This window comes from Vibrio sp. M60_M70 (assembly GCF_037162085.1).
In the GTDB taxonomy this organism is placed as follows: domain Bacteria; phylum Pseudomonadota; class Gammaproteobacteria; order Enterobacterales; family Vibrionaceae; genus Vibrio; species Vibrio diabolicus.
The window spans coordinates 2881728-2905677 of sequence record NZ_JARLUL010000001.1; the positions used below are offsets into that span (position 1 = coordinate 2881728).

The window sequence follows — 23950 nt, forward strand, 5'->3', positions numbered from 1 at the left end:
ATGACATCACAACCATTTGTGGTGTCATTTTTCTATTACCTTCAATAACTCTGATACTTATGAAAAAAATTGTCTTTATTGCTGCCGCACTTTTAATGGCAGGCTGTAGCCGTGAATTCGTCGAAAAGATTTATGACGTCAACTACGAGCCAACAAACCGTTTTGCCAATAACTTAGCTGAGCTACCAGGACAATTTGAAAAAGATACTGCGGCGCTAGATGCCTTAATCAATAGCTTTTCAGGCAATATTCAAAAGCGCTGGGGTAAAAAAGAAATCAAGTACGCTGGCAAAAGTAATTACGTTAAGTACATCGATAACTATCTTAGCCGCGCCGAGGTCGACTTTCGCAAAGGCGTGATCACGATAGAGACCGTATCACCGACCGAGCCCCAAAAGCACCTCAAAGAGGCGATTGTCACTACCTTACTCACGCCAGACGACCCAGCTCACGTCGACTTATTCTCCTCTAAAGGTATCACGTTAGAGGGGCAACCATTCCTGTATAAACAAGTTGTCGACCAAGACAATAAGCCAATTCAATGGTCTTGGCGGGCAAACCGATTTGCGGAATACCTCATCGCAAATAAAATAAAAACCAAAAATGTAGATTTCAAGAAAGCGTATTATGTCGAAATTCCCATGGTTGAAGACCACTTTTCAACACGCAGCTACCAATACGCCGATATCGTGCGTCGAGCTTCCAAGAAATATGATATTCCAGAAGACTTGATATACGCCATTATTAAAACCGAGAGCAGTTTCAACCCATACGCGGTAAGTTGGGCAAATGCATATGGCCTAATGCAAGTTGTACCTAAAACCGCCGGTCGAGACGTATTCAAGCTTGTGAAAAAGCGCTCAGGCCAACCAAGCCCTGAATATTTGTTTAATCCAGAAAACAACATCGATACCGGTACTGCGTATTTCTACATCTTAAAAAATCGTTATTTAAGAGAAGTCCATCACCCTACCTCTCTCGAGTACAGTATGATTTCCGCTTACAATGGCGGTACTGGAGGTGTTTTAAACACATTCCATCGCAGCGATCGCAAACGCGCAATGCAAGATCTTAATTCGTTGCAACCCAACCAAGTTTATTGGGCACTAACTAAGAAACACCCGAACGCAGAAGCACGTCGTTACCTAGAAAAAGTTACAAATTTCAAAAAGGAATTTAACTCAAAGCAAACTTTGTAGTGATAGTTGAATAAAAAGCGTTCGAACAAGCACTTTTTTGAAATTATTTAAAAAAAGTGGTTGACGCAAAGCGGGAAAATCCGTTTAATAGCGCTCCGTTGCCCGGATAGCTCAGTCGGTAGAGCAGAGGATTGAAAATCCTCGTGTCGGTGGTTCGATTCCGCCTCCGGGCACCACAATTTGATTTGTTGGTGTCTTAACGAAATGTTATAACACGGACAAAAGCACAAAGAATAAAGTGTGCCGACTTAGCTCAGTAGGTAGAGCAACTGACTTGTAATCAGTAGGTCACCAGTTCGATTCCGGTAGTCGGCACCATTCTTTTGCCTCGATAGCTCAGTCGGTAGAGCAGAGGATTGAAAATCCTCGTGTCGGTGGTTCGATTCCGCCTCGAGGCACCATATTTGGTGCGCTTGCTTAATTTAAATCATTGGCAAGACACAAAACAGAATAGTTCCTCCTTAGCTCAGTTGGTAGAGCGACGGACTGTTAATCCGCAGGTCACTGGTTCGAGTCCAGTAGGAGGAGCCAAATTCAAGAATTTCATATAAATGAGATTCTTAAAACGAAGAGTTCATCTCTTCTAAAAAGAATAAAGTGTGCCGACTTAGCTCAGTAGGTAGAGCAACTGACTTGTAATCAGTAGGTCACCAGTTCGATTCCGGTAGTCGGCACCATTCTTTTGCCTCGATAGCTCAGTCGGTAGAGCAGAGGATTGAAAATCCTCGTGTCGGTGGTTCGATTCCGCCTCGAGGCACCATATTTGGTGTCATTGCTAAACACGATACACGAATAATTCCTCCTTAGCTCAGTTGGTAGAGCGACGGACTGTTAATCCGCAGGTCACTGGTTCGAGTCCAGTAGGAGGAGCCATTTTTAAAAAGCCGCATCTTTTGATGCGGCTTTTTGGCATCTGTCCTACGCTCATTTCATTTTCTTTGTTTCTCTGTTTCTTTGTTTCTTTGTTTCTCTGTTTCTTTGTTTCTCTGTTTCTCTGTTTCTTTGTTTCTCTGTTTCTCTGTTTCTCTGTTTCTCTGTTTCTAGCATCGCAAAATATTAAGCCCAATCTCTAAAAAACACTTATTTTACGCTAAAAATTTAATCCTCATCATAATTTCAATACGCACTAGTATGCGCTCATATTCATCTTCACTAAGATGCCCGAGTTATTACATTTCTTCTTTTAGCTATGCCTTGCATAGTGATGACACTTTATTTGTGAGCTAAATATGAAACTAAAAACTCAAGCCTATTTATTATCTGCGATCATATTGCTAGCACTCCTAGCACTGACCGCAACGGGCTTATGGACACTTCGCGTCGCAAGTAACCTTGATAACAAAGCTCGGGTTACTGAGCTATTCAAAAGTGCGTACAGCATTCTTACCGAAGTAGAAAAAATGGCTATCGAAGGCAAAATGCCAGAGGACGAAGCGAAATCATTAGCCACTCGCCTACTCCGTAATAATATCTACAAAGACAACGAATACGTTTATGTCGCAGATGAGAACATGATTTTTGTTGCAGCTCCGCTTGACCCTCAATTACATGGAACAAGCTTTCACGACTTTCGTGATGGAGATGGCAACAGCGTCGGCCAACTTATCTTAGATGTTTTGGGGCGCAAAACAGGTCAAATCATCGAATATACTTGGAGTCAAAAGCAGGCCGACGGAAGCATTGAAGAAAAACACTCTATTGCCGAGAAAACACCACATTGGGGCTGGGTTGTAGGTACAGGGATCGGCTTTAATGAGGTGAATGCTCGCTTCTGGGCTACCGCTCAATGGCAGCTTGTACTGTGTTTAGTTATCGCGGGGAGTATTCTCGGTGGCCTGATAATCTCGATTCGCAAGATGCTCAATCTACTTGGTGGAGAGCCAAACGATGTGCGCAAAGCCGTTCAAGCTGTCGCACAAGGTGACATTCAGACCAGTTTTGATGCAGTGGCGCCGAGAGGAAGTATCTATCGTGCGGTGCAAGATATGAGTCAATCGCTAGCCAGCATGGTGACAAACCTTGAGAAATCCATGCACGCACTGCGCGCTGAGTTATCTGCCGTAGAATCTCGCTCAAATACGATTGCCGATCTCACCGTATCTCAGCAGCAGTCAACAGCAATGATTGCCACTGCGATGACTGAAATGGCATCTTCAGCCAACCATGTTGCCAACTCGGCAAGTGATACAGCAAACAACACAGACGAAGCCGATAAACAAAGTCAGCATACTCAGAAGCTGATTCACAGTACTGTTGAAAACATTCAAGGTTTGGCTTCTCAATTAAATACTGCAAGTAAAGCGGTCGCCGATCTAGATCAGGATGTAAATAGTATAGTGAAAGTGCTCGATGTAATTGGCGATATTGCAGAGCAAACAAACTTACTCGCACTCAATGCTGCCATTGAAGCAGCACGTGCCGGAGAGCAAGGTCGAGGCTTTGCCGTTGTTGCCGACGAGGTGCGTAACCTGGCAGGCCGAACACAAGATAGCACTAAAGAGATTCAGCATATGATCTCCAACCTGCAAGAAGGTTCCCGTAACGCTATTCACACAATAGAAGTGTGTGCAGAAACCAGTGAGGGCACAGTAACAGAGTCTAAGAATGCCTCTGAAGCTCTGCAGCAAATTGTAACGGCGTTAGAATCTATCACCGCAATGAGTCAGCAGATCGCGACTGCAGCAGCCGAACAAACTCAGGTTAGCGATGATATTGCGCTTCGCGTCAATCTTATCGAGGAAAGCGGAAGCCAGCTCAACTCTGTGGTAACGGAGAGTCAATCAAGCACTCAAAGTTTAGCTTCGCTGGCGGATGAGCTAGAAGGTTGGGTAAACAAGTTCTCTGTAAAGCACTAGGTTAAAGTCAATTGTTTAGTATAAAGCACGTTTTCAAGCGTGCTTTTTTTGTTTTTATCCATTTACTCTACTTTCAAACTCCTATTTCTCCATTAAAGAAAGCTTAGTTGATGGCGGATTTTTATCAAAAATGCATAAAAACAGCCCACTCCGAGCACATTTTCATCAAACGATATTTTATTTTAATTTTATGGTTGACCTAAGAGCCGAAAAACCGTTTAATACACCTCGTCGCCCGGATAGCTCAGTCGGTAGAGCAGAGGATTGAAAATCCTCGTGTCGGTGGTTCGATTCCGCCTCCGGGCACCACAGTTTATTAATTGTTGGTGCTTAGCACGAACAATAGTTAAAGAATATAGTGTGCCGACTTAGCTCAGTAGGTAGAGCAACTGACTTGTAATCAGTAGGTCACCAGTTCGATTCCGGTAGTCGGCACCATTTATTCTTTTAAAAAGACAATTCCTCCTTAGCTCAGTTGGTAGAGCGACGGACTGTTAATCCGCAGGTCACTGGTTCGAGTCCAGTAGGAGGAGCCATTTTTCAGTTAGTAAGTCGATTACTTATTAACGAAAATATGCCGACTTAGCTCAGTAGGTAGAGCAACTGACTTGTAATCAGTAGGTCACCAGTTCGATTCCGGTAGTCGGCACCACTTATTAAAATTTGTTCCTCCTTAGCTCAGTTGGTAGAGCGACGGACTGTTAATCCGCAGGTCACTGGTTCGAGTCCAGTAGGAGGAGCCATATTAGAAAAAGCCGTATCTCTTGATACGGCTTTTTTGCATTGGTTTAAAGTCAAACTCTTTTCTACTCATGTCACTCAGGAAAGAAAATCAGAGTTTAGATCATTACCTTGAAGGCATCGCTTAACTTAGAGTGAAATATCTGCTCACCAACAACTCTGCTTTCTATCGATAGTCCCACCATAAGCAATGTTCACCAATAAATAATAATCATAGTGGGTGGCACACATCTCCCAGATCAAAAAAGCCAGGTAAAACCCAGCTTTTTGCTTAAATCAACCAACTCAGCTTAAACCACCGAGACAAATATACTTTGTCTCCAAATATTCATCGAGCCCTTGTTTCGCACCTTCTCGGCCAACTCCTGACTCTTTCACTCCACCAAACGGGGCCACCTCAGTAGAAATAATCCCCTCATTGACACCAACCATGCCGTATTCCAGACCTTCGCTGAAAGCAACAATACGCTTGAAGTTATTCGTGTAGAAGTAACAAGCCAAACCATACTCTGTGTCATTCGCCATTCCGAGAACTTGCTCATCATTCTCAAAGGTAATAATAGGTAATACAGGCCCGAATAGCTCTTGCTGAACAATCGACATATGCTGCTTGACGCTATCCAAAAGAACGGGCTCCATAAAGCGCCCAGGGCGTCTCTGCGGAGAGTTGGCAATAGAAGCTCCTTCTTGTACGGCTTGATCGATCACTGCCTCTAGGCGATGTTTAGAAGCCATCGTAATAACAGGACCTAATGTGACACCTTTCTCTAAACCATTACCAAGCTGTAATTTGTTTAACTTCGACAATACTTTTTCAATAAAAGCTTGTTTTACATCTTCATGGACATACAGCCGATTGGTACAAACACATGTTTGCCCTGCATTACGGAACTTCGAAGCGACAAGCCCTTCCGCCGCCGCATCTAAATCTGCATCTTCAAATACAATAAAAGGTGCATTACCACCTAACTCCATCGAAACCGCTTTGACAGAGTCACTGGCTTGTTTCATCAAAATCTTCCCGACTCGCGTAGAGCCCGTAAAAGAAACTTTCTTAATCCTAGGATCAGTACTTAGTACTTGGCCAAACTCAGCTGCCTGCTCTGATACCACTACAGGAAGCAGTTCTTTTGGGATTCCTGCCTGATAAGCTAATTCAACAACAGCAATTGCAGTAAGAGGAGTAAGCTCAGAGGGCTTGATCAACATGCCACAGCCTGCCGCCAGGGCTGGTGCTGCTTTTCTTGTAATCATCGCAATAGGGAAGTTCCACGGCGTAATTGCAGCGCATACCCCTACAGGCTGGCGAATAGCAGACAGACGTCGATCTGTCGTGGGGGCAGGTATAACTTCGCCATAAGCACGTTTGGCTTCTTCTGAGAACCACTCGACAAAAGAGGCGCCATACATCACCTCCCCTTTACTCTCGGTTAATGGTTTCCCCTGCTCTAAGGTAATAATTGTGGCAATGTCTTCTGCATTATCAAAGAGTAATTGATACCACTTTTTCAAGCGACGAGAGCGCTCTTTAGCACTTAACTTTGCCCAGCGAATTTGCTCGGTTTTACACTTACCAATAATGTCATCTAATTCCTCAAGAGCACTGGGCTTTAGTCGAACTAACTCTTGCTCAGTTGCAGGGTTGATGACCACAATTCCCTCTTCGGAAGACCATTGTTTAAATACGGATTTCAAGGTTTCATTTTTTATTTGTTGCATCATCAAACTTACTCCTACGAGAACTCCTCTTAGGTTAATCTTTACTAGCAAGATCAGCAAAGAAAACAAAGTTTTCTAAAAGACATGAATGTTCGAATGACTTTATTCTCTTAACAGTCTAGACGCTCATTCTCTTCCAATGACTAAATCAGACTAGCGGTAACAAACTCCAGCAATCCATTCTCCTAGGGACTATCCAGAACACTAGAACGATGAATATTTGCGAAGTAGCAGTAGAAAACTCTTATTAGAGAGGAGCGTTAACGAAATACGCAGTGACAAGAATGCAGAATACGAGCTAGCTTATGCGAATTCTCTGGTCTAATGACCGGCATAACCCATCAGTCCCCAGCATTTACTATAGGCTCGAATCTGTAGAGAAATGGGCAAGATTACATTCAACTAGAATTGTGCAACTTGGTTACAGAGAAAGCTGGTCCTACAGATACCAAAAATCTTAGTCTTTCAAGTGAAGCTTAATATAAGTGGCAGCGGTTCCGGGCTACTAATAGGCCTTTCCGCAGGACTCATTCGATTGAAGGGAAAAATATACTCGCATTAACGAAAAAGCCCCAGTCTTTCGACTGAGGCTTAATATAAGTGGCGGAGTGGACGGGACTCGAACCCGCGACCCCCGGCGTGACAGGCCGGTATTCTAACCAACTGAACTACCACTCCGCAGTGGTATCACTCGCTTGTAATCAGCAAGTGTCCATAATTTAAAGCCTGGCGATGTCCTACTCTCACATGGGGAAGCCCCACACTACCATCGGCGCTATTTCGTTTCACTTCTGAGTTCGGCATGGAAGTCAGGTGGGTCCAAAACGCTATGGTCGCCAAGCAAATTCTTTAATTCGGAAAGCTGTTTCTTAATTCTCGTTCTTACACATTCAATGTTCTTTCATTGAGTCCATCAAAACCCCTTGGGTGTTGTATGGTTAAGCCTCACGGGCAATTAGTACAGGTTAGCTCAACGCCTCACAACGCTTACACACCCTGCCTATCAACGTCGTAGTCTACGACAACCCTTTAGGATACTTAAAGTATCAGGGAGAACTCATCTCAAGGCTCGCTTCCCGCTTAGATGCTTTCAGCGGTTATCGATCCCGAACTTAGCTACCGGGCAATGCGTCTGGCGACACAACCCGAACACCAGAGGTTCGTCCACTCCGGTCCTCTCGTACTAGGAGCAGCCCCTTTCAATTCTCCAACGCCCACGGCAGATAGGGACCGAACTGTCTCACGACGTTCTAAACCCAGCTCGCGTACCACTTTAAATGGCGAACAGCCATACCCTTGGGACCGACTTCAGCCCCAGGATGTGATGAGCCGACATCGAGGTGCCAAACACCGCCGTCGATATGAACTCTTGGGCGGTATCAGCCTGTTATCCCCGGAGTACCTTTTATCCGTTGAGCGATGGCCCTTCCATTCAGAACCACCGGATCACTATGACCTGCTTTCGCACCTGCTCGAATTGTCATTCTCGCAGTCAAGCGGGCTTATGCCATTGCACTAACCTCACGATGTCCAACCGTGATTAGCCCACCTTCGTGCTCCTCCGTTACGCTTTGGGAGGAGACCGCCCCAGTCAAACTACCCACCAGGCACTGTCCGCAACCCCGATAAGGGGTCGACGTTAGAACATCAACACTACAAGGGTGGTATTTCAAGGACGGCTCCACGCAATCTAGCGACTGCGCTTCAAAGCCTCCCACCTATCCTACACATGTAGGGTCAATGTTCAGTGCCAAGCTGTAGTAAAGGTTCACGGGGTCTTTCCGTCTAGCCGCGGGTACACTGCATCTTCACAGCGATTTCAATTTCACTGAGTCTCGGGTGGAGACAGCGTGGCCATCATTACGCCATTCGTGCAGGTCGGAACTTACCCGACAAGGAATTTCGCTACCTTAGGACCGTTATAGTTACGGCCGCCGTTTACCGGGGCTTCGATCAAGAGCTTCGACCGAAGTCTAACCCCATCAATTAACCTTCCGGCACCGGGCAGGCGTCACACCGTATACGTCATCTTACGATTTTGCACAGTGCTGTGTTTTTAATAAACAGTTGCAGCCACCTGGTATCTGCGACTCTCAATAGCTCCATCCGCGAGGGACTTCACCGTCGAGAGCGTACCTTCTCCCGAAGTTACGGTACCATTTTGCCTAGTTCCTTCACCCGAGTTCTCTCAAGCGCCTTGGTATTCTCTACCCGACCACCTGTGTCGGTTTGGGGTACGATTCCTTACAATCTGAAGCTTAGAGGCTTTTCCTGGAAGCATGGCATCAATGACTTCACATCCGTAGATGCTCGACGTCGTGTCTCAGCCTTAAAGAGAGCCGGATTTACCTAACTCTCAAGCCTACGCACTTGAACCTGGACAACCGTCGCCAGGCCCACCTAGCCTTCTCCGTCCCCCCATCGCAATTGTAAGAAGTACGGGAATATTAACCCGTTTCCCATCGACTACGCCTTTCGGCCTCGCCTTAGGGGTCGACTTACCCTGCCCCGATTAACGTTGGACAGGAACCCTTGGTCTTCCGGCGAGGAGGTTTTTCACCCCCTTTATCGTTACTCATGTCAGCATTCGCACTTCTGATACGTCCAGCATGCGTTACCACACACCTTCAACCGCTTACAGAACGCTCCCCTACCCAATATACAAAAGTATATTGCCGCAGCTTCGGTTTACTACTTAGCCCCGTTACATCTTCCGCGCAGGCCGACTCGACCAGTGAGCTATTACGCTTTCTTTAAATGATGGCTGCTTCTAAGCCAACATCCTGGCTGTCTGAGCCTTCCCACATCGTTTCCCACTTAGTAGTAATTTGGGACCTTAGCTGGCGGTCTGGGTTGTTTCCCTCTCCACGACGGACGTTAGCACCCGCCGTGTGTCTCCCGGATAGTACTTACTGGTATTCGGAGTTTGCAAAGGGTTGGTAAGTCGGGATGACCCCCTAGCCTTAACAGTGCTCTACCCCCAGTAGTATTCGTCCGAGGCGCTACCTAAATAGCTTTCGGGGAGAACCAGCTATCTCCAGGTTTGATTGGCCTTTCACCCCTAGCCACAAGTCATCCGCTAATTTTTCAACATTAGTCGGTTCGGTCCTCCAGTTGATGTTACTCAACCTTCAACCTGCCCATGGCTAGATCACCTGGTTTCGGGTCTATATCCAGAGACTGAACGCCCAGTTAAGACTCGGTTTCCCTACGGCTCCCCTAGATGGTTAACCTTGCCACTGAATATAAGTCGCTGACCCATTATACAAAAGGTACGCAGTCACAGGACAAGCCTGCTCCTACTGCTTGTACGTACACGGTTTCAGGTTCTATTTCACTCCCCTCACAGGGGTTCTTTTCGCCTTTCCCTCACGGTACTGGTTCACTATCGGTCAGTCAGTAGTATTTAGCCTTGGAGGATGGTCCCCCCATATTCAGACAGGATATCACGTGTCCCGCCCTACTCGATTTCACTGAATATGCGTCGTCAGTTACGGGGCTATCACCCTGTATCGCCAAGCTTTCCAGCTTGTTCACCTGACGCCTATAAAGCTTAAGGGCTAGTCCAATTTCGCTCGCCGCTACTTTCGGAATCTCGGTTGATTTCTTTTCCTCGGGGTACTTAGATGTTTCAGTTCCCCCGGTTCGCCTCGTTATGCTATGTATTCACATAACGATACTTACTTATGTAAGTGGGTTTCCCCATTCGGAAATCCCAGACTCAAATGGTTTTTACTACCTAATCTGGGCTTATCGCAAGTTAATACGTCCTTCATCGCCTCTGACTGCCAAGGCATCCACCGTGTACGCTTAGTCACTTAACCATACAACCCGAAGGAGTTTCGAATTGATGTTAAACAACCAAAGTTGTCTCTCATTATTTGAATGAGCGAGAGACATATCGATTTTGCCGGACTCAAATTCCAAGAACACTTGAATGTGTTTTTAGTTGTATTCAAATACATGAATACTTTGAGAACTTTACAAACAACAATAAATTGTTGTTTTGTCAGCTTTCCAAATTGTTAAAGAGCTAGATTTTCTGATGAAAACCATTTTTAAAGATTCTTTTTCAAGAACACTTAAAGATGGTGGAGCTATGCGGGATCGAACCGCAGACCTCCTGCGTGCAAGGCAGGCGCTCTCCCAGCTGAGCTATAGCCCCATCAAGGTGTGTCGATACTGTATGCCAATTTCTTGGGAAGGAAATTGGTGGGTCTGAGTGGACTCGAACCACCGACCTCTCGCTTATCAGGCGAACGCTCTAACCACCTGAGCTACAGACCCAGTATCGTCTCTTTACTTTATAAACCGTATCAATCTGTGTGAACACTCATCGCAATAATCATCGTTTAAGGAGGTGATCCAGCGCCAGGTTCCCCTAGCGCTACCTTGTTACGACTTCACCCCAGTCATGAACCACAAAGTGGTAAGCGTCCCCCCGAAGGTTAAACTACCTACTTCTTTTGCAGCCCACTCCCATGGTGTGACGGGCGGTGTGTACAAGGCCCGGGAACGTATTCACCGTGGCATTCTGATCCACGATTACTAGCGATTCCGACTTCATGGAGTCGAGTTGCAGACTCCAATCCGGACTACGACGCACTTTTTGGGATTCGCTCACTTTCGCAAGTTGGCTGCCCTCTGTATGCGCCATTGTAGCACGTGTGTAGCCCTACTCGTAAGGGCCATGATGACTTGACGTCGTCCCCACCTTCCTCCGGTTTATCACCGGCAGTCTCCCTGGAGTTCCCGACATTACTCGCTGGCAAACAAGGATAAGGGTTGCGCTCGTTGCGGGACTTAACCCAACATTTCACAACACGAGCTGACGACAGCCATGCAGCACCTGTCTCAGAGTTCCCGAAGGCACCAATCCATCTCTGGAAAGTTCTCTGGATGTCAAGAGTAGGTAAGGTTCTTCGCGTTGCATCGAATTAAACCACATGCTCCACCGCTTGTGCGGGCCCCCGTCAATTCATTTGAGTTTTAATCTTGCGACCGTACTCCCCAGGCGGTCTACTTAACGCGTTAGCTCCGAAAGCCACGGCTCAAGGCCACAACCTCCAAGTAGACATCGTTTACGGCGTGGACTACCAGGGTATCTAATCCTGTTTGCTCCCCACGCTTTCGCATCTGAGTGTCAGTATCTGTCCAGGGGGCCGCCTTCGCCACCGGTATTCCTTCAGATCTCTACGCATTTCACCGCTACACCTGAAATTCTACCCCCCTCTACAGTACTCTAGTCTGCCAGTTTCAAATGCTATTCCGAGGTTGAGCCCCGGGCTTTCACATCTGACTTAACAAACCACCTGCATGCGCTTTACGCCCAGTAATTCCGATTAACGCTCGCACCCTCCGTATTACCGCGGCTGCTGGCACGGAGTTAGCCGGTGCTTCTTCTGTCGCTAACGTCAAACAACGCCGCTATTAACGACGCCGCCTTCCTCACGACTGAAAGTACTTTACAACCCGAAGGCCTTCTTCATACACGCGGCATGGCTGCATCAGGCTTGCGCCCATTGTGCAATATTCCCCACTGCTGCCTCCCGTAGGAGTCTGGACCGTGTCTCAGTTCCAGTGTGGCTGATCATCCTCTCAGACCAGCTAGGGATCGTCGCCTTGGTGAGCCCTTACCTCACCAACTAGCTAATCCCACCTAGGCATATCCTGACGCGAGAGGCCCGAAGGTCCCCCTCTTTGGCCCGTAGGCATCATGCGGTATTAGCCATCGTTTCCAATGGTTATCCCCCACATCAGGGCAATTTCCTAGGCATTACTCACCCGTCCGCCGCTCGACGCCGTTATCGTCCCCCGAAGGTTCAGATAACTCGTTTCCGCTCGACTTGCATGTGTTAGGCCTGCCGCCAGCGTTCAATCTGAGCCATGATCAAACTCTTCAATTTAAGATTTTGTTCGGCTCAATGAATACTGAACATTACATAAGTAATGTTTGAATTGACTGTGCTGAATCTTTCGACTCAATGGTCACTTCGTATCATTGAAACCTAATTTGAAGCCGAAGCTTCTAATTGGATTATCATCAACGAGTGCCCACACAGATTGATAGGTCTATATTGTTAAAGAGCTTGCTTATCGAGAAGTTTTTCTCTCAAAGCGGAGGTGCATTCTAGCGAGATAATTGAGAGTGTCAAACACTTTTTTCAACTAATTTTCGTCGAAGCTTTTCACCTCTTCGACCCTGCTGAAGCCTTGTGGCGTCTGCCGTGTTGATGGATGCGCATTATAGGGAGAAGATTTTCTTTGGCAATACTAAAAGTACATTTTTTCTAAAAAAACATGCCAAGTGGATACTTTCCATCCAACCCAAAAATTACCCCGAAATAACACTCAAGATTTCTACAGCTTACCCACAAAAACCTGTGGATAACTACTCATCACTATCGAAGAAGTAAGAAATGCGTGAACGCGGATTAAGATACTCTTTGATTTTCTCCGGCAATTTAGACGGATGAATCGCGTTAACTATCTTTATATCCTTTGATGCAAGATCAATGATTGGCGCCTGCGTCCTTGGCACTGATGGGTCGTAAACCAATACATTTGGGAATAATAGATGCGATGCATTCACTGAGATAACCAAGCCCACCATATTATTGGAAAGCTGAACCACAGTGCCTGGAGGAAACACGCCCATAAACTTAATCAGGATATTCAGGTTTTCTTCTTTATATAGGTGTTTACAGTTCTTATATAAATGAGAGAGTGCGGTATAAGGAATTTTTTGCTCTGAGACTATAGGTGTATGACACAAGTTATCAAATGCGTTAGCTACAGCAATAATTTGAGCAAACTCGTTGATCTCATCTCCTTTCAGACCTTTGGGATAGCCAGACCCATCTCTTAGTTCATGGTGCTGTGCAATCACAACTCTTGCAACTTCGGGAAAACCTTCTATTTGACTCGCAAGGTCTACTCCATATTTGGTGTGCAACTTTAAGTAGTTAGTTTCTGGTTCCGTCAGCGGTGCTTGCTTTCTTAATATTGCGGTAGGAATTTTTATTTTCCCGATATCGTGGAATAGCGCTGAGAATGAAAGCTCTTTCAACTGCGCAGCTGAGTACCCCTTAGCACGGCCAATCATCATGGCGATAACAGCAACGTTCAACGAATGGAAATAAATATCTTCAAACTCATTTTTACCGTTCATCAGGTGTAGAGTGACATTATCATCACACATTAACTTCTCGACGATATCTTCAATAAGAAGCTTCGCTTCATCAACGGCAGCTGTTGGACGATTACGAATTTTCGTCATGACCGAGCGCATACGCGCAAGAGAGCGCTCAAACTCTTTTTCGCACTGGATAACGCGTCGACGATACGCACTTAACTTTTCTATGCGGTTTTGTTTTTCTTGCCAAAGTTTTTGAGTTTCATGATCTAGCGACGCTTCATTCGTTACTCTATCAGCTTGTATCTGGTCGACTGGAAGTGGTGCGGCATCACTTTGCTCTGGATTAAAGTAAACGAACTTTACACCGAGGTGACGGATCATCTCGACTTGTTCTTGATCTTTAATCTTAAAACTATTGAGTAGAAAAGGGTGATCGTTCCACTTTAGCGGAAGACGGATATGTAATCCGGGTTGAATACGATCGACCGTAAGTTTAATGGCTGCCACTTATTCACTACTGATTTACGTTGCCTAAGAGAGTTAGAATACTAGTAAATTTTGTGAATAAATTCATCAGTAAGTATCAAAACATCAGATGGTCATTTCTAATTACTCATTTAATGAGCAAAAGCAAGCTACTTTAAGGTTCGATCTGCTTTGCGTATTTTAAGCTGAGCCTCGAACGTTGGCTTATCTATTATTTCTTGACCTTTGACTAATCCCATTAATGTTTGTACCGCTACACGGGCCATATCACTGATAGGAAAGTGCACTGCCGACACTGTAGGATAAAGGCTTTCACAAAGGTCGACACTGTCAAAGCTAGTTAAAGAGATTTGCTCCGGTACTGAAATATTGTGCTCGTGTAAGTACTGCATTGCACCGACCGTCATTTCCTCACTGCAAGAAAAGACTGCAGTAACTTCAGGGTGTCGTTGTAAAATTGCAGCCATTGCATCATAACCACTTTGCCGACCATAATTCCCTTCTTCACACCAGCTTTCGTCAATATCGATACCTGCGTCCTTCATCGCGTCAACGTACCCAAGCTTTCTTAATAAACTATTATGACGTTGGGATGGACCGGTAATACAGGCGATTTTTCTATGACCACCAGCTAAAAGATGCTCGACGGCAATACGGCTTGCATGATGATGATTAAAAGTAACGCAACGCTCTTCTATTCCTTCAACATAGCGATCCAGAAGAACGAAAGGCGTAGGCTGTTTTGCTAATTCACGTAAATCATCATCTGACAAATAACGACTATGGAGGACATAGCCATCACAACGCAGATCATTAAAACGCTGAATGGCTTCCTTTTCACCTTCTGCAGAATGATGTCCTTGAGCGGTAATCAGAAACTTTTTATGAATATCCAGCTCAGTCTGAACCTGCTCCATCATCTCTCCAAAGAAGCCCCCCGTATAGTAAGTCACCAATAAGCCAACCATATTACTGGATGAGGTTGCGAGTGAACGAGCAATCGCACTCGGGCGATAATTCAGTTGCGCCATAGCTTGCTCTACTTTTTTCGAGTTTCTTCGCGAAACTTCCCTCCCCATTAATGATTCGAGAAACGGTAGAGCGATTTACACCGGCGAGTTCGGCGACATCTTTAATCCTTGCCATAATGCTATTGGGTCCAACTGCAATTGTTATTAAATATCCGTTTGTGTAGAACGGCTGCCAGCAATTCGTAAGGTGCTTATAGGGGGCGAAGCTGGCAGCCTTTAATCATACACCGACCATTTGATTGGTAGAAACGAGCTCAGAGTAATCCGTGACAGCTATACCATGTTGAGCTAACTGTTCTTTTAAAATGGGAGAGGTTAGAACTTGTAACTCTAGCTCTCGCTGAAGCGCATAACCACTCTTTAAAATCAGCGCTTGATCGGCCTCTGCCGGGTGGCACATCACCTCAACCAAATCATAGTTTGTCTTTAGACTCAATAAATGCGCCATCAAACCATCTAAACTTACTTTTTGATCGTAAAACTCGTCAGTAAAGACATACCTTGTTGTCATCGATTCTTGACACAAGCCAGTGCCCCGCAGTGGCACTCGGTATTCACTCGCTACCTCTTTAATAACGGGCAAAATTTGAGGGTGAGTATGCGCGTGATGATGGCTATCTAAGTGGCTTAGCTCTAACCCAAGCGATAAAAAATATTCCACCTGAGCTTTTGCTTCGTCATAAATGACCTGAGTTTCGAAGTCCTGCTTACCCCACAGTTCGTCGTATTTGATAAAATGCGCTCGACCGTTGGTCAAATTAGGGTGCCCAGTTAGAGGCACTCCCGCTGTAAACCTAAGATGAACGCCAATTCTCAAGTCTGGATTATGGCGAGCCAACTCTAAAGCATGTTTCTCAGCATCCATACCGACCATCATGGTGGTTGAATGAACAACACCTTGCTGATGAGCTTTTACGATGCCGTTATTTACACCTCTCGTTAAACCAAAATCATCAGCATTAAAAATGACTTTCATTGGCGCCCTTCCTTAGTACTACAACGTCGTTAGTTTAAATTGAGGTAAATACGGAGCGTTCACCGCTAGGATATCATCCAGAATTGACTTGGCACGACCAATGTCTGGCACCAATGGGTTGTTGGTTAATGCCATGAGCGCTTTGTCATAATTACCTTCAACAGCAGCGTCTATTGTCAACTGTTCATATGCTTTGACTTGATAGAGTAATCCTTTGATATTGTTTGACAGCTCACCAACCGCAAGAGGTTTCGCGCCCCAACTACCAATCACCGCGCTACACTCAATCACAGCATCGTCGGGGAGGCCGTTAATCGCTCCGTTATTTAAGACGTTAACAACATGAATACTATTACGATTGTTATAAATTGAATCAACCAAGTTTAGTGATGCATCTGAATAATAAGCCCCACCCCGCTCTTCTAACTCTTTCGGCTTATGATCGAGATTAGGATCTTGATAGAGCTTGAATAGCGCATTTTCTGTTTCCATTACCTGCTCAGCACGAGTGCCCTTTTCACCCGCGCTTTGTTTCTCTTCAGCGAGCATAGCATCGGTTTGATAGAAATAACGATGGTAAGGACATGGTATCGCCCCCAGCGCTTTTAAAAATGCTGGATCCCACGGTTCTTCCCAGATGTTCTTCATGCTGAAGTTAGCACCATCACCGACTTTCTCTAATACCGTTTGAGTAATATCTTCTCCATTGAGCCATGCTTTGTGCACCCAAACGAGATGGTTTAATCCGGCAAACTCCAGTTGTAGCTCTTTTGGCTCGCACTCCATCATTTCTGCGATCATCATTTCCATCGAAACCGGCACATTACATAAACCAATACTCTTTACTTTGGTGTACTTACTGACGGCTTCAGAGACCAAACCCGCAGGGTTGGTGAAATTGAGCATCCATGCATTGGGTGCCAACTCTTCAATATCTTTACATATATCAAGAATAACCGGAATGGTTCGCAGTGCTTTAGCAAACCCACCAGGGCCTGTTGTTTCTTGGCCGATGACGTCGTATTTAATTGGAATTCGCTCGTCATTAGCACGAGCAGCAAGGCCACCCACACGGAACTGCGTCATCACAAAATCCGCATCTTTTATCGCAGCACGACGATCAAAGTCTGCTTTTATCTCAATCTTTGCACCTGCTTTATCAACCATTCGCTGCGCTAGACCTTTGATAATCTCAAGCTTCTCAGCTCCTGACTCAATGTCCACAAAATGAATCTTCTTAACGGGTAAATATTCTAAGCGCTTAATAACCCCTTCAACCAGTTCAGGGGTATAGCTACTACCACCGCCAATAATGGCAAGTTTGATCGCCTCTCTAGACATTTTTCTCCCCTTATTTGTTCGAGATTTTTTTGTTCAGTGCAACGATTTCTACAGCCATTTCTTGAGCCAAAATCGTGGTCATTAAGTGATCTTGAGCATGTACCATCACTAACGTCATCGGGACTTTCCCTTCCCCCTGATCTTCCTCAATCAACTGAGTCTGAATTAAGTGGGCTTTGTTAATGCACTCTCTTGCTTGAGAGAGCTTCTCCTCAGCCGCATCAAAATCTTGTTCTCTAGATAAACGCAACGCCTCGTAGCTCAAACTTCTGGCTTCGCCAGCATTACAGATGATCTCCATCACAACCAATTCTTGTTCCATCATTTTCTCTCCGAAAATCGGGCCGCGGTAATTGCGGCCCATTAAGCACCGTTAAGCAGTAACACCTTCGCCTGAAGGTTGCGCCTCATCTTTAGTTTCTTTCGTCGTTGGTAGTTCTTGCTCCAACATTTGCTTCTCAAACATTTTGAAGAATGGGAAGTAGATAATTAGATCAAGAATCAATAAACCAATGACGAGCAATACTGGAGCAAAGGTCCAACCGCTACCCCACGAAGCACCTATCAGTGCTGGTGTTGTCCAAGGCGTTGTAGCGACACCCATACCCACAAAGCCGACATGCACAGCAAAGTACGCAATCGTAGCGTTGATGACTGGAGCGAAGACGAACGGGATAAACAAGGTCGGGTTCATCACAACTGGGCTACCGAAGATCACAGGTTCATTGATTTGGAAGAAGCCAGGCACCGCACTCATTCGACCAATACTCTTAAGGTGAACAGAACGGCTAAATGACATCAGCATAACAAGAGCAAGTGTTGCACCAGAGCCACCGATAAAGATGTAAAAATCCCAGAAAGGCTGAGTAAATACGTTTGGAATCGGTTCACCTGCAACAAAGGCTTCGATGTTGGCACCAATGTTGGTCAAGAAAATTGGAGAAAGCAGCCCCACAACAATTGCAGCACCATGGATACCCGCAAACCAAAGTAATTGGCAAAGCAATAGAGCGCCAATAATGGCAGGCAATGAGTTAGACGCACTAATTAAAGGCTTAAAGACTGCCATGACAGCATCTGGAATCAGCATGTCGTACTGGGTTTGCACGAAAAGGCTAAGTGGATATAAGGTAATAAATATCGCTAAGACTGGTAACAGTACTTCAAATGATCGTGCAATCGCAGGTGGCACCTGCTCTGGCATACGAATCGTAATATTGTGCCTTTTCATAAAACGGTAGAGCTCTACCGAGAAGAATGCACACATCACTGCGGTGAAGATCCCGGTTCCTCCCATGTGTGACATAGACAACGCGCCATCTTTAGCAGGGGCCGCGATGAGTAAAAAAGACATCAGCGACAATACTGCACTCGTGATCCCATCCATCTTGTAAGCCTTAGCTAAGCTATAAGCAACGCCGAGCGAAACAAAAATGGTCATGATCCCCATCGACATGTTGTAGGGCATCATTATGGTATCAAAATGTGTGGTGGCGAAATCGAGCCAAATTCGACCGAAAGTAAAGGTCGTGTCTTCGGCAAATGGTGGGAATGCAAAAATCAAAATGAAACTACCGACAATAATAAACGGCATTGCAACTATAAAACCGTCTCTCATTGCTCGAACATGGGGCTGATTCCCCACTTTTGCTGCTATAGGGGCTATATGCTTTTCGACTGCGCCTATAATTGCGTCATAAAGCTTCATAGAATCCATCCTTATTTTAGGCAAAAGAATCCCGCATCAAATATTTATATTTGATGTACAGTTATCTTTTTTAATTTAAAACTATGGTTTAGTTAATTAATTCTAATGCTTGCTCTAGTACTTCTTCTCCCTTCATCATTCCATAATGCTGAGGAGAAATCGCATCAATGTTTTTACCATGCTCTTGCGCCGTTTTTCTTAGCTCTTCTAGCTGAAAACGTACTTGAGGCCCGAGAAGACAAACATCGTACTCTTTAATTGCATCTTCAAATGCATTCACTGACATCGCGTCAATTTTGCATTCAATTCCTTTATTTTCAGCAGCTTGCTCCATTTTTTTAACAAGCATACTGGTTGACATCCCTGCGCTACAGCATAAAAGGATCTTTTTCATAGCCTTACTCCCGTTGTGTAAATTTCAACCTGCAAAAACTGTAGCAAAAATAACCAAGACAAAAAAGCGCAACCGGTTGCATTATTCGTGAACACAATCCCAATTTAGAAAATACGACCTGTTTTTTAGTAATTATTTAGGTCTAGGATAAAAGTCAGGAAATAAATTAAGACACCACATTAGGTTTCAAATTATCAATATATTACTACTGACAACGTCGTTATTAATTTCTAAAAAGGAATAGAGAATGAAATTTAATAAATTGGCTATTGCAACGCTTGTAAGTGCCGCACTATCACAATACTCATTTGCTCAAACCGACTCTAAAGGCACCATTTATCTAACGTTTGATGATGGACCAATCAATGCATCTATTGACGTTATTCAAGTACTTAACCAAGAAGATATCAAAGCGACGTTTTACTTTAATGCTTGGCACTTAGACGGAATTGGTGATGAGAATGAAGACCGTTCGCTAGAAGCCTTAAAGCTCGCATTAGACACTGGTCATATTGTCGCGAACCATAGTTACGATCATATGGTTCATAACTGCGTTGATGAGTTTGGACCTAATAGCGCAGCAGAATGTAATGCTACCGGCGACCACCAGCTTAACTCGTACCAAGATCCTGTTTACGATGCCTCAATGTTTACAGAAAACTTATCTGTTTTAGAAAAGTATCTGCCTAACATTACAAGCTACCCGAATTATAAGGCAACAGAGTTTGCTAGACTGCCCTACACCAACGGCTGGCGCGTGACTAAAGACTTCAAAGCAGATGGATTATGTGCAACGTCTGATGACTTTAAACCTTGGGAACCAGGCTACGTTTGTAATATCAACGACCTATCAAACAGTGTGAAAGCCTCAATTGCGGTACAAAACATTCTGGCTAATAAAGGCTATCAAACACATGGTTGGGATGTGGATTGGGCACCTGAAAACTGGGGGATAGCAATGCCAGCCAACAGTCTAACAGAGGCAGAACCTTTCCTAGGTTACGTAGATGCAGCATTGAACAACTGTGCTCCTACCACCATCAACCCTATCAATTCAAAAGCACAAGAGTTTCCATGTGGTACACCACTCCACGCAGACAAGGTCATTATTCTAACGCATGAGTTTTTGTTTGAAGACGGTAAGCGAGGAATGGGCGCAACCAAGAATTTACCTAAATTAGCGGAATTTATCCGACTAGCAAAACAAGCTGGCTATGTATTCGATACGATGGATAACTACACACCAAACTGGCAAGTTGGTCATAGCTACAACGCTGGCGACTACGTCCTACATTTAGGCACCGTTTACCAAGCAGTGACCAGCCATAACGCACAGCAGGACTGGGCACCTTCCCCAACCTCTAGCCTTTGGACCAATGCTGATCCGGCAACAAATTGGGAAGTGAATGTTTCATATAAAGAGGGAGATGTTGTGACGTACTCTGGCAAACGTTATCTCGTCAACGTGCCACACGTATCTCAAGCCGATTGGACACCTGACTCACAGAACACCTTGTTCACAGCTCTATAAGCTGTTCCCTACTATTATCATGTAGTAGCTTGCGCGAGGTAATCCCTCGCGCTTTTTTATTTTTAGAAAAGTAAAAATGGAAAGCAGTAAAGAGTGGAGTGACTGGGCCTGGCATTCCTGACGCCACGCTGGATTTGAATTCACAAACCCTAGACACAACAAAGCCCCGACTTTCGTCGAGGCTTTATCATATGAATTATGGTACCCGTGGGCAGAGTTGATTGGACAAGCACTCCTACCGCCACCGCAAAGGCAACGCTAACTTTCTTTTGATATTTACAAGCACCTAAAACGACGAAAGGCCGCTATAAGAGCGACCTTTCTATATATGGTACCGGTGGGCGGACTTGAACCGCCACGCCCTAAGGCAACGGATTTTGAATCCGTCGTGTATACCAATTTCACCACACCGGCATCTTTGGGCTATTGCCCTTTGATGGTTGGCATTATACGGAAGCTTTTGACCTGCGCAAGCAGAAATACCTTAAATAACTATCGTTTGCTGATAATTTCGCCACAAAGTGTGACAAAGCTGTACTGATAAGAAACGTACGCTCCATTTCCTACTACTGATCCAGGTGAAAATGAGTATACGCAACTCTTTTTAAATTCTATTCACTGTAATATCAGAAACATAACCATTCCCAATGCTCGACAAAGCCGTATGGAGCATCTCGGCAGCATCTTCCGCTTGCATGAAGTGACTCGTGTCCATCGTGTTGCCGCTTGTCTTCCAGAATTCCGTATCCATACCACCAGGATAAACCGCGATAATTTTCATCGGCTTTCCTTTTAACTCCAAACGAACCGACTCGATTAATCCTTTGACAGCCCACTTCACAGCACAATACGTAGACTCTTGCGCTTTTGGTTGTTGAGCGGCTGTGGACATGATCATGACCACTTTTATCGGTTGATCTTTGTAACGCTTTACTAACTCTCTTAACACATGAATCGCAGAATTCAGGTTATTATCAATCAGTTTTTGAATCTCTTCCGGCTCCTGCTCTTCCAGTTCGCCAAAATAACCACTTCCTGCACTATGAATGACCATTTCAGGCGGCTGTTTCATCCCATCAAATAGGTGTTTCACATCTTGATGCAGTGAGAGGTTGCAAGCTTGATATCCGACGTTATGAGAGAGTTGTTTAGCTAATGCGGATAGTTTTTCTGTGTTTCTTCCTATGATATACGTCTCTTTGTCTTCCGCATCATAACGCTTTGCCAGCTCTGCCCCTAAACCGCTACTTGCACCTGTAATTACAATCATGGCTACCTCTTTTCAATCACATACTTTTAATGCATCTATCAATTAAGGTAACAGAATCTTGGTAATTCACACCTCAAGAACACCATTCTTTGAAGCAAGCGGCTTTCTTACTCTCATGATGCATGAAATTCCACGTAGAATGAGGAAGATTTAACCTATGCTTAAGCAAGAATAACTTTCTGAATTTTCTATCGACTTTCGAGTAAGAACCTCATAGGAGCATACGAATGACTGGGTCAAAATGGCAATGGTTACTGAAGCAAATGACGCGTAAACTGTGGGTTCGCACGTCACTTTATGCCTTACTTGCTGTCGCCACTGCCCTAATATCCATTGTTTTAAACCAGTTCATTACTCTGCCTCCTGCAATCAACGTCAGTAAGGATTTGCTTAACAACATATTAAATATCCTCGCGACTTCCATGCTTGCGGTGACCACATTCTCGCTCAATATAATGGTCTCAGCGTACAGTGCCGCTAGTGCAGGGGTAACGCCGCGAGCGACAAAACTGTTGATGGAAGACAGCACAACACAAAATGCTTTGGCGACCTTTCTTGGCTCTTTTCTATTTAGTTTGGTAGGCATTATCGCGCTAGGCATTGGCGCCTATCATCAACAAGCACAAATTTACCTATTCATCGTAACCATCGCCGTGATCGTGATGATCATACTCACCTTGCTACGTTGGATTCAGCACCTTTCCGTACTAGGGAGAGTCAGTGAAACTACCTCCTACGTGGAACAAGCTTTGTTAGATGCGATAAGAAAACGGGGCAAAGAGCGTTGGCTAGGCGCTCACCCATGGAGCCATCCAGAACATAAACCCAGAGGAAGCAAGCCTATTTTCAGCCAAGAAATTGGCTACTTACAGCATGTTGATATGCATCATCTCGATAGTATTGCTGAAGCAAACCAATGCACTATCTATCTTGAACGACAACCAGGAAGCTTTGTGTATGTGAGTCAACCATTGGCTTGGGTTTGTGGAGCGTTGCCAGACGAAAGCGAAGTAACGGCGGCCTTCACGATTCGAACGGAGCGTTCCTATGATCAAGATCCTCGTTTTGGATTAGTCGTTATGGCGGAGATCGCCTCACGAGCTCTCTCCCCCGCCGTGAATGATAACGGTACCGCGATTGATGTTCTTGGGCGTTCTGTACGAGCCCTTTCATTGTGGGGAGAGTTACTCAGCGAACCTCCCACCAAGACTCGATACCCTAGGCTATTTGTGCCCGCATTAAGCTGCCAAGATTTATTTGATGATGTCTTTTTGCCAATCGCGCACGATGGTGCAGCGCAACTCCAAATACAGATTCGCCTACAAAAAGCCTTGCTGGCTCTTTCTAGTATGCACCCCAAGTTGTTTTTATCACCTGCAACCAAGCTATCAGAAAAAGCTTTAGAGCTCTCCTTGAGCCAGCATTATACCGAAGATGAGAAACACCAACTCTCTCATCTGTCTAATCTAGTTACAGACCAAAAAGCTAATGGTTAGGCAAGTAAAATTCAGTTGAAATAGGTTACCGAAAGGCCTTGTACATCATGGTATATATTCATAAC

Annotated in this window: 12 protein-coding genes, 16 tRNA genes, 3 rRNA genes and 1 pseudogene; 16 read left to right on the top strand and 16 right to left on the bottom strand. The window is 45.0% G+C overall.

What is annotated here, in order from left to right; translation table 11 throughout:
- The first annotated feature begins 59 nt into the window (after positions 1 to 59).
- The 14 genes from mltC (at position 60) to P4S59_RS13465 (ending at position 4797) form a co-directional block, all read left to right on the top strand.
- Positions 60 to 1199: a membrane-bound lytic murein transglycosylase MltC gene (mltC, locus tag P4S59_RS13400; protein WP_237312394.1), complete on the top strand. Its 1140-nt coding sequence runs from the start codon at positions 60 to 62 to the stop codon at positions 1197 to 1199.
- Between the two features lie 100 nt (positions 1200 to 1299).
- Positions 1300 to 1375 (top strand) — tRNA-Phe (locus P4S59_RS13405).
- Positions 1376 to 1441: 66 nt separating this feature from the next.
- Positions 1442 to 1517, top strand: a tRNA-Thr gene (locus P4S59_RS13410).
- Between the two features lie 7 nt (positions 1518 to 1524).
- Positions 1525 to 1600 (top strand) — tRNA-Phe (locus tag P4S59_RS13415).
- A 54-nt stretch (positions 1601 to 1654) separates the two neighbouring features.
- Positions 1655 to 1730, top strand: a tRNA-Asn gene (locus P4S59_RS13420).
- A gap of 70 nt (positions 1731 to 1800) precedes the next feature.
- A tRNA-Thr gene (locus tag P4S59_RS13425) sits at positions 1801 to 1876 on the top strand.
- A gap of 7 nt (positions 1877 to 1883) precedes the next feature.
- A tRNA-Phe gene (locus tag P4S59_RS13430) sits at positions 1884 to 1959 on the top strand.
- 37 nt (positions 1960 to 1996) lie between these two features.
- Positions 1997 to 2072 (top strand) — tRNA-Asn (locus tag P4S59_RS13435).
- 356 nt (positions 2073 to 2428) lie between these two features.
- Positions 2429 to 4054 carry a methyl-accepting chemotaxis protein gene (locus tag P4S59_RS13440; protein WP_337168540.1) on the top strand — a complete coding sequence of 542 codons (1626 nt, stop codon included), beginning with the start codon at positions 2429 to 2431 and terminating at the stop codon, positions 4052 to 4054.
- A gap of 233 nt (positions 4055 to 4287) precedes the next feature.
- Positions 4288 to 4363, top strand: a tRNA-Phe gene (locus tag P4S59_RS13445).
- A 53-nt stretch (positions 4364 to 4416) separates the two neighbouring features.
- A tRNA-Thr gene (locus tag P4S59_RS13450) sits at positions 4417 to 4492 on the top strand.
- Positions 4493 to 4514: 22 nt separating this feature from the next.
- Positions 4515 to 4590: transfer RNA gene (locus P4S59_RS13455), tRNA-Asn, on the top strand.
- A 40-nt stretch (positions 4591 to 4630) separates the two neighbouring features.
- Positions 4631 to 4706 (top strand) — tRNA-Thr (locus P4S59_RS13460).
- Positions 4707 to 4721: 15 nt separating this feature from the next.
- Positions 4722 to 4797 (top strand) — tRNA-Asn (locus tag P4S59_RS13465).
- A gap of 283 nt (positions 4798 to 5080) precedes the next feature.
- Here the strand turns inward: P4S59_RS13465 and P4S59_RS13470 are convergent.
- From P4S59_RS13470 to P4S59_RS13535, 14 genes and pseudogenes are all read right to left on the bottom strand, one after another.
- Positions 5081 to 6517 (bottom strand): NAD-dependent succinate-semialdehyde dehydrogenase, encoded by a 1437-nt coding sequence (locus P4S59_RS13470; protein ID WP_337168541.1) that lies wholly within the window; start codon positions 6515 to 6517, stop codon positions 5081 to 5083.
- 598 nt (positions 6518 to 7115) lie between these two features.
- A tRNA-Asp gene (locus tag P4S59_RS13475) sits at positions 7116 to 7192 on the bottom strand.
- A 46-nt stretch (positions 7193 to 7238) separates the two neighbouring features.
- A 5S ribosomal RNA gene (gene rrf, locus P4S59_RS13480) occupies positions 7239 to 7355 on the bottom strand.
- 93 nt (positions 7356 to 7448) lie between these two features.
- A 23S ribosomal RNA gene (locus P4S59_RS13485) occupies positions 7449 to 10338 on the bottom strand.
- A gap of 265 nt (positions 10339 to 10603) precedes the next feature.
- Positions 10604 to 10679: transfer RNA gene (locus P4S59_RS13490), tRNA-Ala, on the bottom strand.
- Positions 10680 to 10724: 45 nt separating this feature from the next.
- Positions 10725 to 10801: transfer RNA gene (locus tag P4S59_RS13495), tRNA-Ile, on the bottom strand.
- 66 nt (positions 10802 to 10867) lie between these two features.
- Positions 10868 to 12420 (bottom strand): 16S ribosomal RNA (locus P4S59_RS13500).
- The 16S, 23S and 5S rRNA genes sit together here with 3 tRNA genes alongside, the layout of an rRNA operon.
- 485 nt (positions 12421 to 12905) lie before the next feature.
- Entirely contained in the window at positions 12906 to 14159 is a 1254-nt protein-coding gene (locus P4S59_RS13505; protein ID WP_012841389.1) for an HD-GYP domain-containing protein, read from the bottom strand.
- 128 nt (positions 14160 to 14287) lie between these two features.
- A pseudogene (locus P4S59_RS13510) lies at positions 14288 to 15284 on the bottom strand (LacI family DNA-binding transcriptional regulator).
- Between the two features lie 105 nt (positions 15285 to 15389).
- On the bottom strand, positions 15390 to 16145 hold the full coding sequence (gene chbG, locus P4S59_RS13515; protein WP_301661321.1) for a chitin disaccharide deacetylase: 756 nt from the start codon (positions 16143 to 16145) through the stop codon (positions 15390 to 15392).
- A gap of 18 nt (positions 16146 to 16163) precedes the next feature.
- A complete protein-coding gene (locus P4S59_RS13520; RefSeq protein WP_005397437.1) occupies positions 16164 to 17486 on the bottom strand; it encodes a 6-phospho-beta-glucosidase in 1323 nt (440 codons plus the stop codon).
- Between the two features lie 10 nt (positions 17487 to 17496).
- Positions 17497 to 17808 carry a PTS lactose/cellobiose transporter subunit IIA gene (locus P4S59_RS13525; protein WP_031780628.1) on the bottom strand — a complete coding sequence of 104 codons (312 nt, stop codon included), beginning with the start codon at positions 17806 to 17808 and terminating at the stop codon, positions 17497 to 17499.
- 51 nt (positions 17809 to 17859) lie between these two features.
- Positions 17860 to 19194 (bottom strand): PTS sugar transporter subunit IIC, encoded by a 1335-nt coding sequence (locus P4S59_RS13530; protein ID WP_256954215.1) that lies wholly within the window; start codon positions 19192 to 19194, stop codon positions 17860 to 17862.
- A gap of 88 nt (positions 19195 to 19282) precedes the next feature.
- Positions 19283 to 19588: a PTS sugar transporter subunit IIB gene (locus P4S59_RS13535; RefSeq protein WP_025767645.1), complete on the bottom strand. Its 306-nt coding sequence runs from the start codon at positions 19586 to 19588 to the stop codon at positions 19283 to 19285.
- A gap of 247 nt (positions 19589 to 19835) precedes the next feature.
- Between P4S59_RS13535 and P4S59_RS13540 the strand changes: the two genes are divergently transcribed.
- Positions 19836 to 21119, top strand: coding sequence for a carbohydrate-binding protein (locus P4S59_RS13540; protein WP_182034390.1), 1284 nt, complete (start codon positions 19836 to 19838; stop codon positions 21117 to 21119).
- A gap of 329 nt (positions 21120 to 21448) precedes the next feature.
- On the opposite strand, the gene P4S59_RS13545 is transcribed toward P4S59_RS13540, so the two are convergent.
- Together P4S59_RS13545 and P4S59_RS13550 are read right to left on the bottom strand one after the other, a co-directional pair.
- A tRNA-Leu gene (locus P4S59_RS13545) sits at positions 21449 to 21533 on the bottom strand.
- A 190-nt stretch (positions 21534 to 21723) separates the two neighbouring features.
- On the bottom strand, positions 21724 to 22389 hold the full coding sequence (locus P4S59_RS13550; protein ID WP_104969819.1) for an SDR family NAD(P)-dependent oxidoreductase: 666 nt from the start codon (positions 22387 to 22389) through the stop codon (positions 21724 to 21726).
- A 227-nt stretch (positions 22390 to 22616) separates the two neighbouring features.
- Between P4S59_RS13550 and P4S59_RS13555 the strand changes: the two genes are divergently transcribed.
- On the top strand, positions 22617 to 23885 hold the full coding sequence (locus tag P4S59_RS13555; protein WP_256950206.1) for a DUF2254 domain-containing protein: 1269 nt from the start codon (positions 22617 to 22619) through the stop codon (positions 23883 to 23885).
- Positions 23886 to 23950: the final 65 nt, after the last annotated feature.